The 16,620-nt window shown below is 52.3% G+C and carries 14 protein-coding genes and 1 pseudogene; 10 read left to right on the forward strand and 5 right to left on the reverse strand.

Features of this window, described 5'->3' with window-relative positions; genetic code table 11:
* Together Q8K39_RS00005 and lysA are read right to left on the reverse strand one after the other, a co-directional pair.
* Positions 1–82, reverse strand: a pseudogene (locus tag Q8K39_RS00005) (IS5/IS1182 family transposase); the annotation flags it as partial.
* Between the two features lie 54 nt (positions 83–136).
* Entirely contained in the window at positions 137–1,384 is a 1,248-nt protein-coding gene (gene lysA / locus Q8K39_RS00010; protein ID WP_305257778.1) for a diaminopimelate decarboxylase, read from the reverse strand.
* 128 nt (positions 1,385–1,512) lie between these two features.
* Here lysA and Q8K39_RS00015 point away from each other — a divergent pair, with 128 nt between their 5' ends.
* The gene (locus tag Q8K39_RS00015; RefSeq protein ID WP_305257779.1) at positions 1,513–1,968 is read left to right on the forward strand and encodes an Lrp/AsnC family transcriptional regulator; all 456 of its coding nucleotides are present in this window, start codon (positions 1,513–1,515) and stop codon (positions 1,966–1,968) included.
* A gap of 108 nt (positions 1,969–2,076) precedes the next feature.
* Positions 2,077–2,598: a TlpA disulfide reductase family protein gene (locus Q8K39_RS00020; RefSeq protein ID WP_186956760.1), complete on the forward strand. Its 522-nt coding sequence runs from the start codon at positions 2,077–2,079 to the stop codon at positions 2,596–2,598.
* Here the strand turns inward: Q8K39_RS00020 and Q8K39_RS00025 are convergent.
* The gene (locus Q8K39_RS00025) at positions 2,595–3,125 is read right to left on the reverse strand and encodes an NADPH-dependent FMN reductase (RefSeq protein WP_305257780.1); all 531 of its coding nucleotides are present in this window, start codon (positions 3,123–3,125) and stop codon (positions 2,595–2,597) included. The two genes, Q8K39_RS00020 and Q8K39_RS00025, sit on opposite strands and share 4 nt — an antisense overlap.
* Before the next feature lie 205 nt (positions 3,126–3,330).
* On the opposite strand from Q8K39_RS00025, the gene Q8K39_RS00030 reads away from it, so the two are divergent.
* On the forward strand, positions 3,331–4,062 hold the full coding sequence (locus tag Q8K39_RS00030) for a flagellar brake protein (protein ID WP_305257781.1): 732 nt from the start codon (positions 3,331–3,333) through the stop codon (positions 4,060–4,062).
* A gap of 75 nt (positions 4,063–4,137) precedes the next feature.
* Here Q8K39_RS00030 and Q8K39_RS00035 read toward each other — a convergent pair whose 3' ends face one another.
* Together Q8K39_RS00035 and Q8K39_RS00040 are read right to left on the reverse strand one after the other, a co-directional pair.
* Positions 4,138–4,920: a hypothetical protein gene (locus tag Q8K39_RS00035; RefSeq protein ID WP_305257782.1), complete on the reverse strand. Its 783-nt coding sequence runs from the start codon at positions 4,918–4,920 to the stop codon at positions 4,138–4,140.
* A 185-nt stretch (positions 4,921–5,105) separates the two neighbouring features.
* Positions 5,106–7,703 (reverse strand): cation-translocating P-type ATPase, encoded by a 2,598-nt coding sequence (locus Q8K39_RS00040; protein WP_305257783.1) that lies wholly within the window; start codon positions 7,701–7,703, stop codon positions 5,106–5,108.
* Between the two features lie 263 nt (positions 7,704–7,966).
* Here Q8K39_RS00040 and Q8K39_RS00045 point away from each other — a divergent pair, with 263 nt between their 5' ends.
* The 7 genes from Q8K39_RS00045 to ampC all read left to right on the forward strand — a co-directional run bounded on the left by Q8K39_RS00045 (position 7,967) and on the right by ampC (position 16,594).
* Positions 7,967–8,824 (forward strand): helix-turn-helix transcriptional regulator, encoded by an 858-nt coding sequence (locus Q8K39_RS00045; RefSeq protein WP_305257784.1) that lies wholly within the window; start codon positions 7,967–7,969, stop codon positions 8,822–8,824.
* 82 nt (positions 8,825–8,906) lie between these two features.
* The gene (locus Q8K39_RS00050) at positions 8,907–10,085 is read left to right on the forward strand and encodes an ABC transporter ATP-binding protein (RefSeq protein ID WP_305257785.1); all 1,179 of its coding nucleotides are present in this window, start codon (positions 8,907–8,909) and stop codon (positions 10,083–10,085) included.
* A 12-nt stretch (positions 10,086–10,097) separates the two neighbouring features.
* Positions 10,098–10,781 (forward strand): GNAT family N-acetyltransferase, encoded by a 684-nt coding sequence (locus Q8K39_RS00055; RefSeq protein ID WP_305257786.1) that lies wholly within the window; start codon positions 10,098–10,100, stop codon positions 10,779–10,781.
* Between the two features lie 78 nt (positions 10,782–10,859).
* The gene (locus Q8K39_RS00060; protein ID WP_186956746.1) at positions 10,860–11,258 is read left to right on the forward strand and encodes a BlaI/MecI/CopY family transcriptional regulator; all 399 of its coding nucleotides are present in this window, start codon (positions 10,860–10,862) and stop codon (positions 11,256–11,258) included.
* On the forward strand, positions 11,255–13,072 hold the full coding sequence (locus Q8K39_RS00065) for a M56 family metallopeptidase (RefSeq protein ID WP_305257787.1): 1,818 nt from the start codon (positions 11,255–11,257) through the stop codon (positions 13,070–13,072). The genes Q8K39_RS00060 and Q8K39_RS00065 overlap by 4 nt, the downstream gene beginning before the upstream one ends.
* Positions 13,073–13,165: 93 nt before the next feature.
* Complete coding sequence (locus Q8K39_RS00070) at positions 13,166–15,364, forward strand: TonB-dependent siderophore receptor (protein ID WP_305257788.1); 2,199 nt, start codon at positions 13,166–13,168, stop codon at positions 15,362–15,364.
* A gap of 69 nt (positions 15,365–15,433) precedes the next feature.
* Positions 15,434–16,594 (forward strand): class C beta-lactamase, encoded by a 1,161-nt coding sequence (ampC, locus tag Q8K39_RS00075; protein ID WP_305257789.1) that lies wholly within the window; start codon positions 15,434–15,436, stop codon positions 16,592–16,594.
* Positions 16,595–16,620 lie beyond the last annotated feature (26 nt).

Here is a 16,620-nt window from a genome sequence, read left to right on the forward strand (position 1 = left end):
TTTTCTTGCGTGCGCTCAGCAGAATATCTTCTATCTTCGCAAACTGTTCTCTACTGATGTCGCTTGGGTAGGCTTTTCTCATCACCTAAGTTTACGCAATATTCCTTTTGTTTACAATAAGATCTCGAACAGCCTCTTAGACGTTTTCCAGCGCAATCAATTCCTGTACAGTCTGGCGGCGGCGAATTTGTTTGATCTGCTCACCATCGACCAATACCTCAGGTATCAGCGGGCGGGAATTGTAGTTTGACGACATGCTGGCGCCATAAGCACCGGCATCATGGAAGACGAACAGATCACCGATCTCGCAAGCTGGCAAATCCTGGGTCGTGACCACGCCGCCGTCTTCTTGCGTGAACACATCGCCAGATTCGCACAAAGGCCCGGCCACTACTGTAGGACGCAAAGCTGCAGTGCGGGCAGTGCCATCAGCCGCATGGCAAGTAATGCGGTGAAAGCTGCCATACATGGAAGGGCGTACCAGGTCATTGAAACCAGCATCAACCAGCGCAAAGAAATTGCTGCCCACCTGTTTTTGCGCACGCAATTCAGAAATCAAGATACCGGATTGCGCCACCAGGAAACGGCCAGGTTCTATCTCCATGCTGATTTTGTGTCCCAGCAAGGTTTCGATTTCTTTTCTGGCCTTGTCCCAGATTTCAAAATAATGCTCAGTATCCACCGCAGGTTCGTCGCCACGGTAGGGGATGGACAAACCACCACCGATGGAAATCGCCTGCAAGTCACGCTTGCAGATTTTCACCTGTTCTATCATTGCATCGCAAACGCTTTGCAGATGATCGTAATCAACACCAGAACCTATGTGCATGTGCAGGCCGACCAGCGTCAAATCATACTGATCGATGATAGCCAATGCGTTTTGCAATTCTTCATGCCAGATACCATGCTTGCTTTGCTCGCCACCAGTATTGGTCTTGCGGCTGTGGCCATGACCAAAGCCAGGGTTGATGCGCAGCCACACAGCGTGGCCGGGATGGGCCTTCCCCAGTTGCTCCAGCATTTGCGGTGACCCGCAATTCACCGGGATATTCAATTCCACCACGCGCTTCAGTGTTGCACGGTCCAGCAAATCCGCAGTGAACACGATAGGCGCATGGCCACCATGTTCAGCCTGGCTGGCATAACCTGCCACTAAAGCGCGCTCAACTTCACCCAAAGATACTGAATCCACCATCACGCCTTCTTCTCGCATCAGACGCAGCAAATGGATATTGCTGGATGCCTTCTGGGCAAAGCGAATGACATCAAATTGTCGCAGGCGGGCAATCTGCGCTCTTATGATGGAAGCGTCATAGGCCCAGCATGGTGTATCGAATTCGTTGGCAATATGGGCAAGCTGGTTGGCTGTGATAGTCGTTGTCATGGCAATTTTTCCAGGGCATCCTGAGGTTTAGTGTAAGCTCTACTTTAACAAGTGCAAGCCATGGTTTGAATGGGATTCCATAGGGAATTACCTCATCGACCAAGGCTTTGATTGGAAATCTACGTCAAATGCTTATGAATCATAAACTCGACCAGTTTGATCAAAAAATCCTGCAATTATTGCAACAGGATGCTCGCATGTCGCATGCCGAGATAGGCCGCCAGGTACATCTTAGCCAGCCCGCTGTGTCAGAGCGCATCAAGCGGTTGGAGGCTGCCCAGGTGATACGCGCCTATCGTGCCGATATTAATCCCAGGGCACTCGGTTATCAAATCACCGCCATGATCAGGCTCTCGACCCAACAGGGGCGGCCTTATGCCCAGTATGTCGCCAACTGCCCTGAAATCATTGATTGCTATACCGTCACCGGCGAAGATGGTGCCGTGATGCGCGTACTGGCCACTGACGTTGAACATTTGCAACGCATTATTAATGAACTCAATGCTTTTGGTTCGACCTCGACGGCAATAGTCCTGACTACCCATGTGGCCGGTAAAACCATCAGTGTCCCCGTCGTCTACTGAATTTGCCAGGCTTGACCTGGCACAAACCCGCGATATTCAGACTACTCAGGCAGGGATATCTCAACGCCGTATAATAGTGGCAGACGAAACACTCATTTTGGAATAAGTATGCTGGCTCCTTCTTCGCCCCGTAAATTTGCCATATTTTCAGTCATCGCCTCGCTGGCGCTGATCGCACTGGCGGTGACATTCTTTGTGACCTATCGCGCCAAGACTCCCATGCCCGATGTCAGTTTCACCAATCTCAAGGGGGAAAAAATTTCGTCACAGAGCTTGCGTGGCAAAGTACTCATGGTGAATTTCTGGGCTACTTCTTGCACCACCTGTGTGGCAGAAATGCCCAAGATGGTAGAAACCTATAATAAATATCATAAACAGGGCCTGGAATTTGTGGCCGTTGCCATGAGCTATGATCCACCAAATTATGTGCTCAATTACGCAGAAACCCGCAAACTGCCTTTCCATGTCGCGCTGGATTTACAGGGCAAACTGGCGAAGTCATTCGGCGATGTCAAATTGACGCCAACCACTTATGTCATCGACAAGCAAGGCAATATCCTGAAGCGCTATATCGGTGAGCCATCTTTTTCAGAGCTGCATACTTTGCTGGAGCAAGCTTTAGCTACCTAGTATTGCTGGCTTTTCCACTCAGCTTTCCCATTTACCAGCGCAGCTTTCAAGATTTCTGCAATTTCAGGATGGCCGACCATGCCATCCTCGTCCAGGCCCGCTCCTATGAGCGGCACTGTCACCGATGCCGTTTCCAGTATCCTGCCTGACATCACGCTGAGTATTTCCCGTAACGCGGCATCTGCATGCGTGGCCCTGGGCGAGGCATTCAACACCATCACCGCCTTGTTGACAAATACATCACTGCTGACTGTCCAGTCCAGCGCATTCTTGATGACACCGGTGACACCATGAGCGTATTCCGGGCTGGCAATCAGCACGACATCAGTCGCCGCGATCTGGGCTTTCAAATCCAGCACGCAAATGGGTGGTGTCAAATCCAGGTCGGGATTAAATAAAGGCAGTGTCGCCATGCCGGCATAGGCGGTTATCTTGATATCGGCAGGTGCCAGGCGTATCAGGGCGCGTATCAGCATGGCATTCAGAGAGGCTGCGCGCAAGCTGCCACAAATCGCAAGTATTTTCATTGATTGATGTTGATGGATGCTTCGAACAGGCATTATGCGATAAACCAGCCGTCCTTGTTGATGAAGTGCTATTCTCAGAATGTTGCCAGATAAAGCCAAAAAAACAACTGATCCTTAGCTACTCTGGCACTGCCGATATTCTTCTATTGACCTCAAGCAATAAGCAGTCTATTTTTCAAAAAAAGTAGATAAAAAGGGTAGCTGGATGTCTGCATCATTAAGCAATGAACAAATAGAAGACAAATTTTTCCTGCTTGGTCAGAGAGAAATCCTGGGCATATTGAATGATCTTGCGCACAGGCGTGAGCCGGTTACGGTGTATTTTAATGAGGGCCGTGAATTTATCGTCACTCTGATACTTTCTGCCCGCGATGATGGCCTGGTGTTTGATATAGGTGGAGATGCCCGCGCCAACAAACTGCTGGAGAAAGCCAGTTCCTGCGTGTTCCAGGCTTTGCCTGATGGCATACGGGTGCAATTCAGCGGGCTTGATCCGCAGCGCTTCACCTGGGGCGATCAGGATGCCTTTTGGGTGCCGATTCCACCGCGGGTTATTCGAATGCAGCGCCGCGAATATTTCCGCAATCAATTACCCATCGTCGATCCACTCAAGGTCCGGTTATATAACGACCAGGCTGAAACCCTGGCTTATTGGCCCATCTATGATTTATGTGTGGGCGGCTTGAGTGTTCAGGTTTCCGGCCCGCCGCAAATCAGAGTGCAGGACCGCATCGCCAAATTACACATTGTGCTAGGCATACGCAATGTAGTGCGCTGCGAAGGTATGGTGCGTCATGTCAGCCAGATAGAAAAAAGCAAACAGGGCAAATACCGCATAGGCATCAGTTTTCATAAGTTGCCACATGAGATGGATGTCTCTATACAGCGACATATCAACCAGCTTGAGTATGAGCGGCGCAAATTGTTGCCCAAGTAAGTTAAGCAGTGCCAGGGCCGCCTCGTGCGCCAGCTTTATGTTGCTGGCGGACCGAGATATATATGGCTAATTGATTCAGTCTGCCTTGTTCATGTTCCGCTCGGCTTCTTGTTTTTCTTGTTGTATTTTTTTTGCCTTGTAGCTTTCCTCCCGCTCTCTTAATTGCTTGAACATGAACTCAGTAGATGTCCAGAATCCTTCAATTTGGTGACGGGTTTCTCTGACAACGTTTTTATCTACAGGGTTACAGTGCCGCATAGTCTGTGCCTGCTCGTTTGGATACCATTTGATGGCGGTATCTATAGCGCCTTCCAGATTTTTTGCAGCTTGTCCATTCAAGCATATTAATACCACATCAACACTTAGTTGCACTCTGCCTGGCACTGTCTGCCAGAACACAGCAAGGCCTTCACTGTTCCAGACAGAATTGTATGAGCCATTCGCCATTTTTTTTCTGCTTGCCAACCATTGATACATAAATTTCGCATCATCAAAGTGCAATTGATTTTCTTCTACTACAGTTCGGCTGATTCCCTTACATGCGCTCGGTAAGAAAAATGAAAAAAATGGTTCAGAACCTGCGTCACTAATCCCCAAACTGCCAAACCATCTGGAGCTTCTTGGGCTGGAATGACTTTTCAGCTTGCAGCCGTCGAATTCATATTCGCGCTCAAAGGTATCATCTGCCTTGATTTTGATTGTGGACCCGTTCAGGTTTACCTCCAGGCTGGTGTTTATCTGCATGACCATTTCAGGTACAGGGGGATAACGAGCATGTGAAATCTGTGTTGCAAAAAATAAGATAAATAGTAGGGTAGACGACCAAGTGGTTCGCCAAATAGTGTTAAACATAGTCATGCTGTTTTGTTTGTGGTGGACGGATAATAAATCCTGCGACGCAGACTATGGCGTGAGGGCATTTGAATAGCAAGTAAAGCGGCAGACAGAATGGCGAGGGAGCATTATTCAATACTGAAGGTTGCATCAGGGATACTGCCAAGGAAATTATCGCTTTTGGCGCAAAATATTGTTATTTTTTTTTGCTATGCTGTTCTGCCCCGCACACCAAACACCCTGAAGGCCGCCATCAGGTTAATGCACAGCAATGCTGCAAGCAGGCTCAAGCCCAGTTGCTGCAGCGGTACTCCGGCAAAGTAGAACAGGCTTGCCAGACCCGGTACAAAAAGGGCTAGTGACAATACCGTGACCGCAGCTACCACCACCCACCACAATACCGGATTGGGTAGTCTCAAAGCATGCAGGATATTCGCTGATAAACTGCGGTTGATAAAGATCAGGCCTATATTACCTATCACCATCGCCGAGAATGCCATGGTGCGCGCCTGGTCTGCCGTCATTTGCTGTTGCAAGGCTATGTAGTAAATTGCCAGTATGGTCAGCAACAATGCAACGCCTTGCAGTAAACCCTTGAACAAGGTTTTGCGGTTAAAGATGGTTGCCTCGCTGGCGCGCGGTGGCCTGCGCATGACATCCTTTTCCTCGGCTTCAGCTTCAAATACCAGCGAACAGGTAGGGTCGATAATGAGCTGCAAAAACAAAATATGCACAGGCATCAGCATCACTGGCCAGCCCAGCATGACGGGGATGACTGACATGCCGATGACCGGGATGTGGACCGCAACGATAAAGCAAATGGTTTTTCTCAGATTATCAAAGATCCTGCGACCTGATTTGACTGCTGTCACGATGGATGAAAACTCATCATCCAGCAACACCAGTGCTGCCGACTCACGCGCCACATCCGTGCCGCGCTTGCCCATGGCTATTCCTATATTTGCGGCCTTGAGTGCGGGCGCATCATTCACGCCATCGCCTGTCATGGCGACGATTTCTCCTGCCGTTTTCAGGGCATTCACCAGGCGCAGTTTTTGTTCCGGTGCAACGCGGCAAAAAATCGCCACGTCGGCAATGCGCCGCTGTAATTCTGCTTCGTCCATGTCATCGAGCTCAGCGCCTGTGATGACGCCACCTGCCACTGGCAAACCACATTGTGCGGCGATATTCTTGGCGGTTGCCGGATAATCGCCAGTAATCATCACTACCCGTATTCCTGCGGTCTGGCATTCATGGATGGCTTCTGGCACACCGGCACGTATCGGGTCTGCCATGGCAATCAGACCGACCAGTTCAAAATCAAAATCATGCTGAATCTCAGGCAGATCAGCGTCTTCTGTGTTTTCCAAGCGTATAGGCGCATTAACAGCCTTGAACTTTGCCTTGGCAACACCCAGCACACGCAAACCTTTTTCAGCCATCAGGTTGACTTGCTTCAGCAAAGCCTGGACTTCAGCAGGTGGCAAATGGCAAAGATCGGCGATTGCCTCAGGTGCTCCCTTGGTGGCGATGACATACTGTTCGCGGTCTTCTGATGCCCAGACCCTGGACATGGCCAGCAATTCCTTTGATAGCGGATATTCGTCGACCAGCCCCCAGCCAGCATGCAAATGCTCAGTCTTGCTCAGCATGTGTTTACCGGCATTCTGGATGGCCACTTCCATGGGATCAAAGGGTTCCCGATGGCTGGCCAGAATGGCAAACTCCAGCACTTCATGAAATTCTTCTGGCAAGTCAGATCTGGGCTGCTGGCAATCAATGGCTTTTTGTCCTGCAAATAATTGCACCACCTCCATTTTGTTTTGCGTCAGCGTGCCGGTCTTGTCGGTACACAAGACGGTGGTCGCCCCCAGCGTTTCTATGGCAGGCACTCGACGCGTTAATACCTGTTGCCTTGCCATGCGCCATGCACCTATACCCAGGAACAGGGTTAATACCACGGGCAATTCTTCCGGTATCAGGGCCATGGCAAAGGTCAGGCCTATCAGCACCCCGTCCAGCCAAAGCTGGCGACTTAGCCCGTACCATATTGCCAGCAGCACCGCCATGCTTATACTGGAAAGTGCTACGTACTTGACGACCTTGCGGGTTTCCACCTGTACCCTGGTCGGCTCTATATCCACCGATGACAGGGCCTTGCCTATCTTGCCTATTGCAGTCTGGCCACCAGTTGCCAATACCTGCGCCAGTCCCTTGCCCTGTACCACCAGGCTGCCAGAAAAAACGAAGGGAGTGTCTTCACCGCCAGCCTGGCCCATGCTGGTGGGTAAATTTTCCTGTGCCGCTTTGCTGACCGGGACAGATTCGCCAGTCAACAGGGATTCATCCACCGTCATGTTCAGGCAAGACATTAAGATCGCATCTGCAGCTATCCTGTCGCCCTCGGCCAGTACCAGCACATCACCAGGAACCACTTCACGGCCAGCTATGCGTACTTGCTGGCCATCGCGTATCACCAGCGCACGCGGACTGGACAAGTCACGCAAGGCATCCAGTGCGCGCTCGGTCTTGTGTTCCTGATAAAAAGTAATGCCTATGATGACAAACACAAAGGCCAGCAGCACCAGCGCTTCATGTACATCCCCCAACACCAGGTAAATACTGCCGCAGGCGATCAATAGCAAGAGCATGGGTTCGCTCAATACCGCCCAGGCGATGGCCCAGGCCTTGCGCGGCTGGGCCGAAGGCAGTTCATTGGGGCCGACCGCCAGCAGGCGTTCATTTGAGGTTGCCGTGCTAAGTCCGGTAGTTGCAGCAGAGTCCGGTGTAGTCATCGGTGTAGTCATGTATAGCGCCTATCAAAGATAGTTAAGAGATACAGCTTTACAGAGATAAGTTGGCATGCATGTTGATCAAGCTCAAGGCAAGCGTTATAAGAAAGAATGAGCCAGGTTTCTTTCATTCGCTACAGCGCTATCAATAGCTTGTTCTGTAAAAGCCTTGAAATCGAAATTTTCATTCATAAAAATCGGGATAAGCTAAGCGGGCTTATTGTAGGACTTGCGATATTTTCATAGCGCAATAATTTGTTTTTTTAGGTTTTTTGATTATGGCCTTGGTGCTGCGTACCCTCTTTCAAAGTGAACTGCTATCCATCCGGCATGGCGTGGCAAGACCTGCGCCTGAGGATACAAAAGAGCTGGAGTGCGAAACCGCAGACTTGATCCTGCTACCCATTGCCGGTGTGCTGGCCAAACATGACGGTCCTAAACAACATGTCATTGCGAACGCCAATCATGCGATCTTTCTTGGTACGGGCCAGCCCTACCGCATTACTTTCCCTGGTGACATAGGGGATGAGGCGCTGGTACTCGATTTCTCAAAAGAAGCACTGATACAAATATTATCCGAAGTTGCCGGGGTAGAGCAGCTATATGTGCCAGCACTCAGGCCGCATTGCTTGTTGCCGCCTGCCAGTGTACTCAATCGTGAATTGCTGTGGCGGCATTTGCAGGCACCTGTCGTCGATAAACTGGCGGTGCAAGAAATCAGCGTTTCCATGCTGACGGCATCGGTACAGGCAGCATGTGTTGATATCAGGCAGCAAGAACGTGCCAGGCAAAGGCTGACGCAGGTGCGCCGACGCCAGCAAGTCGAGTCAGTCAAAGAACTGCTCTCGCTATACCCACATCAGGAATGGGCGCTTGATGAACTGGCCCGCCATGTGCATACCACGCCGTTTCACCTGTCCAGGGTATTCAGGGAAGAGGTTGGCTTGCCGGTACACCGCTACCTGATACGCACGCGCCTGGCCCAGGCACTGCGGGCCATGCAGGTGGCATGCACAGACCTGACGCAGATCGCCCATGCCTCTGGCTTCGCCAATCACAGTCACTTCACTTCCAGCTTCCGTTCCGTGTTTGGCATGACACCGACGCAGTCGCGCCAGCGCAGCAGTATGCTTTGAGCAAGAATCTGAGCAAGATCGTGGTAGCGGCATGCGTAAGGGATGCTTAAGATCATCCTCACTTAAACCGCCAGGAAGGCCCATGTCCCATTATTTTGATACCCGAGCCAACCCCCGCCAGGCATATCCCCTGCTGGCGCTACTGATCTTCGTGATGCTGGCTTTCCCCTTTGTTGCCATGCAGTTTGGTAATGCCTGGGTACGCATCATGGATTTTGCCTTGCTCTACATCATGCTGGCGCTGGGTTTGAATATTGTCGTCGGTTTTGCCGGTTTGCTTGATCTGGGTTATATCGCCTTCTATGCCATGGGCGCGTATATGACGGCCTTGCTGGCTTCACCGCAATTCGCTTTCTTGCTGGAATCTATGGTCAACAATTTCCCCATGCTGGGGCAGGCCTTGCTGTGGCTGTGCGGGCCAGAGATAGCCCAGTACGGCATACATTTGTCGGTGTGGATCATCGTCCCGCTAGCGGCGGCGCTGGCCGCCGCACTGGGGGCATTGCTGGGTGCACCGACCCTGAAGTTGCGTGGTGATTACCTGGCCGTCGTCACCCTGGGCTTTGGTGAAATCGTGCGCATCTTCATCGTCAACATGAATGCGCCTGTCAATATCACCGATGGCCCCAAGGGCATCAACATGATAGACCACATACGCATCTTTGGCGTGTCCCTGGGGGGAGAGCCAGGCTCGCAGGCAACCGTGCATTTTGCAGGTTTTTCCATGCCATCCGTGAATGCCTACTACTTTCTTTTTTTAAGCCTGTGCGCTGGCATTATCTTCGTGACTGTACGCCTGCATGACTCGCGCCTGGGGCGTGCCTTTGTCGCCATCCGTGAAGATGAAACCGCTGCCATTGCCATGGGTATCAATACCCGCAATATCAAATTGCTGGCGTTTGCCATGGGCGCGTCCTTTGGTGGTGTGGCTGGTGCCATGTTTGCCGCCTTCCAGGGTTTTGTTTCACCGGAATCGTTTTCACTGAATGAATCGATTACGGTCTTGTCCATGGTGATACTGGGTGGCATAGGGCACATCCCTGGCGTGATTCTTGGTGCGGTACTATTGGCCATCCTGCCCGAGGTATTGCGCTATCTGGTGCAACCTGTGCAGCAACAATTGTTCGGCCACATGTTGATAGAACCTGAAGTCTTGCGCCAGTTGCTGCTGGGCCTGACCATGGTCATTGTCATGCTGAAACGTCCGGCAGGTCTGTGGCCAGCACCCAGGCATGAAGACAGAATGCTGGCAAAGAGTTGAAAAAAGGTGGAGATGGAAAACTTGCTCGATAATATTGTGTGGCATACCCTGCTGGGCCCGCATGCGCAATTCACTGTGGGCAATGTCAGGGCGCGCCGCTATGCCGCTGGCTTTCCTGCATTCGTCGGGTTTGCCGACCAGGCCAGGCCTGATTTTGCAGCGCTGGCCGGGCTGGTCGCACCCGGTGAGCAACTGTATTACGATGGCTTGGAGACAGTCAGTGTGCCACAGGGCTGGGCAGTTGATGCTGAGTGCGATCTGCAAAAGATGCTCTGGAATGCTGGCATGCCCGCCGCTGACCAGACATTAAACGCCATCCGCCTGGGGCCATTGCAAGCGCCCGCCGCCATGCAATTGGTCAGCCTGACCAAGCCTGGTCCCTTCAGCGCAGGAAGCCTGCAACTGGGTGATTACATAGGCGTCTTCGATGGCCCGCATTTGTTTGCCATGGCTGGTGCGCGTCATTGTGCTGGTGGCTACCGGGAAATCAGTGGCGCTTGCACTCATCCAGATTTCCAGGGGCAGGGCTGGGCCAGGCGACTGGTGCTCGCTTTGATACGCCGTCACCTGCAAGAACAGGAAAAGATCTTTTTGCGGGTTTTGCTTGAGCATGAGCAATTGCATCGCCTGTATCTGGGAATGGGTTTCGACGACCATGCGGTATCGCTGGCCAGGACGATACGGCTATGCACGTAGATAATCTAGAAAAAAAGTTCTAGACAAAAGTTTCTAGAACATTTATTCTGCATCCATTGTTTAAATCGGATGCTGAGTATGCCTTCTTCTGTTGCAAAATCCTCTATCCCCAAGCCCACTGCCTCTGAGCTGAACCTGCTCAAGGTCTTGTGGCAGCATGGCCCCATGAGTGCCAAGCAATTGCATGAAACCATACAGGAAGAACGTCCTGACCTGGCCTATGCCACGGTCTTGCGCCATCTGCAAATCATGCATGGCAAGGGGATACTGACGCGCGATGAAAGCCAGCGCTCGCATGTGTATGCCCCTTCGCAAGAACAGGATTCCCTGCAAACCAACTTGCTCAAGGACATGATACAAAAAGTCTTTGCTGGTTCAGGCAAGGCAATGGTGCTGGCGGCCTTGCGCGGCGGCCATGTCACCGACAAGGAACGTGATGAAATCGAACAAATTCTGCAGGACGAGAAAAAATCATGACACCAGCTACATTTACAGAATATACGCTCACTGAACTACTGGGCTGGCCCCTGCTGCACTTTGTCTGGCAAGGCGCTCTGATCGCCAGTGTCTGCGCTATTCTGCTGGCCCTGACCCGCAATGCCCGTCCGCAATTGCGTTATATGCTGGCTTGCATGGCCATGCTCATGTGCCTGATGTGGCCAGCGCTGGGTGTGCTGCAGCAATGGCAAGACCCACAAACCATCAGCCTGGAGACCGCGATACAACTGGCTGGCAAGGCCAATGTCTCGCTGGACCTGGTCTGGGTCAAACAAAGCATGTTGGCAGCCCGGATAGAAGCCTGGCTGCCGCTGATGGTCAGCGTCTGGAGCATGGGTGTACTACTCATGCTGATGCGCCTGGCGCTGGGCCTGTTATGGGTTTACCGGCTGGGCCAGAATGGTAATGATATTGCAGCCCTGATGCAGCAATGGCAGGCACGCACCAATCAACTGGCTTACCAGCTTGCCATTCGTCGCCAGGTGACGTTGAAGTTCCAGAAAGACCTGTTAAGCCCGGTCACCTATGGCTGCCTCAAGCCCGTGGTCGTCATGCCTGCTTCTTTGCTGACCGGCATGTCACCCGATATGCTGGAAGCCTTGCTGGCACATGAACTGGCCCATATCAAACGCTGGGACTATGCCGTCAACCTCTTGCAAAACCTGGTCCTGTCAATGCTGTTTTACCATCCCGCAGTGTGGTGGATATCCAAGCGTATTGATGCTGAAAGAGAGCTGATTGCCGACGACATGGCAGCGACCATGATGGGGCAGGCACGCCCGCTGGCACGCGCCCTGCAAGTGCTGGATAAGCTGCAGATTGCTGGCATGCCACAGGCCGCCCTGGCAGCCAGCGGCGGTGATTTGTTATCACGCATCAAACGTCTGGTTCGCCCCGACGTTCAGCCCTGGCACTGGAAAATGGCCGCGCCCGTCCTCGGCATTGCCGCCGCCCTGTTGCTGGTATTGCAGACCCAGGTTAGTGCTGCACCAGAGCCATCCTTGCCAATTGCTAACAAAAAATCAGAAACGCCGGTTCACCTGAGTGCCTACGTCAAAACCAGCTCGGGCCATGTACTGGTCATGGATGAGCAAAGTGGCAAAGTCTTGCTGGAAAAAAATGCCGACACCATCGTACCAATAGCCTCAATAAGCAAGCTGGTGACAGCCATGGTCATGCTGGATGCCAAACTGGATATGAGCGAGCGCATCACCTTCACCAAAGAAGATTTGACAGGCTGGCAAAACACCCAGGTCAAACTCCAGCCGGGTATGGCCTTGCCGCGCCAGACATTGTTGGAACTGATGCTTATCCCTTCCAGCAATGCTGCTGCCAGGGCCATGGCCAGGAGCTACCCCGGTGGCAAGCAAGCCTTTATCACTGCCTTACAGAATAAAACTGCCAGCCTGGGTTTGCAGGCTACCCACCTGGAAGAAGCCGCTGGCATCTCGGAAAACAACCGTTCCAGTGCCAGGGATGTGGCGCGCCTGGTCAAGGCTACCGTCAGCTATCCCGAGCTGCGCAAGCTGACCAGCCGGAGTGAAGGACAATATACCGTCGCTGGCCAAACCCACGAATACCAAAGCACCAATAACCTGACCGCCAGCAAGAATTGGGACATAAGTTTGTCCAAAACCGGGTACTCCAAAATTGCTGGTCGCTGCCTTACCATGCGAACCACCATTGCAGGCAAGCCCGTCATCATGGTCTTGCTGAATGCAAAAAACAGCGATGTGCGCACTGACGATATTGTGCAGATACGCACAGCTATAGAAACCGCTACACCAGGCTGACACCCTAATCACCTTATCCCTTGCTTGACAGCCTTGCGCCAACAATGGCGCAGGGGCTGCTCACGCCCTTTAAAGTAGAAGAAAGAAACCATCATGCTTTTTCAGCAGACCTCAACACGTCTGTCCACCATCGCTTTGAGCATACTGGCGCTATTCGCCAGCAAGGCTGCGACGGCACAGCAAACCCCGCAACAAGTGGAAATCAGCGCCAAGAGCCAACCCAACCGCGACCGGCAAGATGATGTAGGCATGCGCGCCGTGTATGGCCGGGAAGACATAGAAAAATACGGTGACACCAACGTCAGCGAAGTCTTGAAGCGCCTGCCCGGCATCAGCGTCACCGAAAGCAAGGGCAGGGGCGCAGAGATACGCATGCGTGGCCTCGGCAATGGTTATACCCAGATCCTGCTCAATGGCCAGGCCACGCCCGTAGGTTTCACCATAGACAGCATAGCCCCAGACTTGATAGAAAGCATAGAAGTCATGCGCGTTGCCAGTGCCGATGTCAGCGCCCAAAGCATCGCCGGGACCATCAACATCATCCTCAAGAAAAAAAGCAGCAAGCAAGCGACAGAAATCAAATCCAATGCCAGCCTGCAAGATGGCCGCCTGTCCGGCAATTTGTCATGGAGTGTAGGCGATCAAATGCCCGGCACACAGGCGGACATTTCCTATGTCCTGGCAGGGACGCTGGAAAGCAATAGCACTGAAGTCAATAATATCCAGGCCGAGAGTTTTGCCAAACGTGAAAATGCAAACGGTGCTTGGCAAATGAAGACTGACAGATTGCTACAGCAAAGCCAGCAAAACCGCCGCGACGTCGCCAGCCTGTCGCCGCGTCTGAGCTGGAAAGTGGATGCGCAAGACAGCATCAACTGGCAAGGCAATCTCAACCTCTCCAGGCTGGAACAAGCCCGGCATGAAAAAGAAAACCCAAGCGCGTATGAAAGCACAGAATTCCCTGACAACCACAGCATCTGGGCTGCCCATATACTCACCTCACGCAACGATATCAGTTGGGAACGCCGCCTGGCCGACAGTGCCAAACTGACGATGAATTTTGGCTGGAACAGCTTCGACCGCTCTGCCAAATTCCAGTTCTGGGGCAAGGACAAGACCGGGGCTCTGGCGGTACACCGCTATGTCACTGGTGATGCCGATGAAAATGAATATCGCTTCAATGGCAAGTATCTGGCCCCGTATTCAGAATCGCATGTACTCAGCCTGGGCTGGGAAGCCAGCCATGCATTGCGTCATGAAAACCGTGCCGAACAAGAGCTTGCGCTCTCCACTGGTGCAAAGAGCAGCACCGCCCATGCTTATCAGGCAGGCTTGCAAAAACTGGCAGTGTATATACAAGATGAATGGACCATCAACAGCGCCTGGTCAGCCTACCTGGGTTTGCGCATGGAGCGCATCAACAGCAATAGCAAAGAGGCAGGTGCTTTCGATTTTCAAAACAATTCGACCATGCTCAGCCCCATCCTGCAAAGTGTCTGGAAAGTCGATGCGCAAAGACAATGGCGCATGGCACTCAACCGCAGCTTCAAGCTGCCTACCGTCGCCAATCTGGTGCCCCGCCTGTTTCGCATTGATAACAACAACACCCCGCTGAATGCAGATTTCCAGGGCAATCCCAACTTGCGACCAGAACGCGCCTGGGGCCTGGAGCTGGCCTACGAACACTACCTGACAGAAGGCAGTGTCATCAGCGCCAATGCCTATTGGCGACGCATAGACGATGTCATGCTGGAGCCAGTCGATCCTAGTGGCAAAGGCTGGGTGAGCAGCATCGTCAACAATGGGCGCGCCAGAATAGTCGGGCTGGAAATCGAAGCCAAGGCCAACCTGCAAGAGTTGGGAAGCAAGCTGGCCATCGAGATGCCCGCCATAGAAATACATGGCAACCTCAACCGCAACTGGTCTACCGTAGAACAAGTGCCCGGCCCCGATAATCGCCTGGCACAACAAACCGGTTTGCTGGTGAGTGTCGGTGCTGATTACCAGTTACAGTCCGCCTGGCGCATAGGTGCCGACTACAACTACCAGGCCGCAGGCAGCTTGCGCGAATCTGCCTACCTGACGGGATACAGCAACCCCAGACGCAACCTTGACATCTACCTGGCCTGGAAACAAAGCAAGCAAAGCCAGTTTCGATTTTCTGTCACCAATGTCTTGCAACAAGACAGGGTGGAAAACGGTAGCTATACCAATGAGAGTTCGCGCTGGACAGCAGCCGGCCAACAACAAACAGCGCGCACCTGGCGCATGGTGTGGGAACTGAAGTTGTAGTCCCGCCACGCACAAGTCACCAAACCACCAAACCAGTAAAGTTTTTAGCGAATTTTTGAGGACCATAAAATGAAATCATCAGCATTGCAATCTCTGCGCGCCAGCCTATTTTTGTCTTGCGCCATGTTCAGCCTTACTGCCATGAGTGCAGAAATCGACAGCATCAAACGCACCGTGGATGCAGCCGTTCTCCCGGTTAAAGATACTTATGCCATCCCTGGCATCGCCGTCGGCATCTATGTCAATGGCCAGCAATATGTATTCAACTATGGTCTCGCATCCCGGGCAGACAATGCCCCGGTCAATGACGCCACCCTGTTTGAAATAGGATCTATCAGCAAAACCTTTACCGCAACCATGACAACGCTGGCGCAGCAAAGAGGAAAACTGACACTCAATGACAAAGTATCAGACCACCTCGCCAGCCTCAAAGGCAGCAACTTTGGAGATACCAGCCTGCTGAGCCTGGCTACCCACACCACTGGTGGCTTGCCATTGCAGGTGCCAGAGGCAGTCAAGAACGATGAGCAACTGATGAGCTATTTGAAGAACTGGAAGCCAGCTCATGTACAGGGAAGTCACAGAACCTATAGCAATGTCAGCATAGGCCTGCTCGGCGTCATTGCTGCCCAAAGCATGCAGCAGCCTTTTGCAACACTCATGCAAGAACAAATTTTCCCTGCCTTTGGCATGGCAAATAGCTACATAGTTGTGCCAGACGCCAAAAAGTCCAACTATGCGCAGGGCTATAAAAAAGACGACACCCCAGTTCGCATGCGCGACGATGTGCTTTCCGTAGAAGCCTATGGCGTAAGGACTACCGCCAGTGATCTGGTTCAATTTATCAAGGCCAACATAGGCGAAATGAAACTGACCCCGGAGTTTGCGCAAGCCTTGAAAAATACCCACACTGGCTACTTCAAGGCAGGGGGCATGACCCAAAGCCTGATCTGGGAGTTGTACCCTTATCCTGCAGAGATGGCAGCATTGTTTGAAGGTTCTTCTGAACGCATGGTGTTCGAAGCCACCCCCGTGGAAAAAATCACCCCACCCATGGCAGCAGGGGCCAAACTCTTCATCCACAAAACCGGCGCCACCAGCGGCTTTGGTGCCTACATCGCCTTTGTACCGCACAAGAAAATGGGCATAGTCATCCTCGCCAACAAGAATTTTCCCGGCAAGGCACGGATAGAAACTGCCCAGAAAATATTGGCGCAATTAGGCATGTGAAGCACCGGCAAAATTGAGTCTGTGCA

It is taken from the genome of Undibacterium sp. (assembly GCF_030683615.1).
Classification (GTDB): domain Bacteria; phylum Pseudomonadota; class Gammaproteobacteria; order Burkholderiales; family Burkholderiaceae_D; genus Undibacterium; species Undibacterium umbellatum.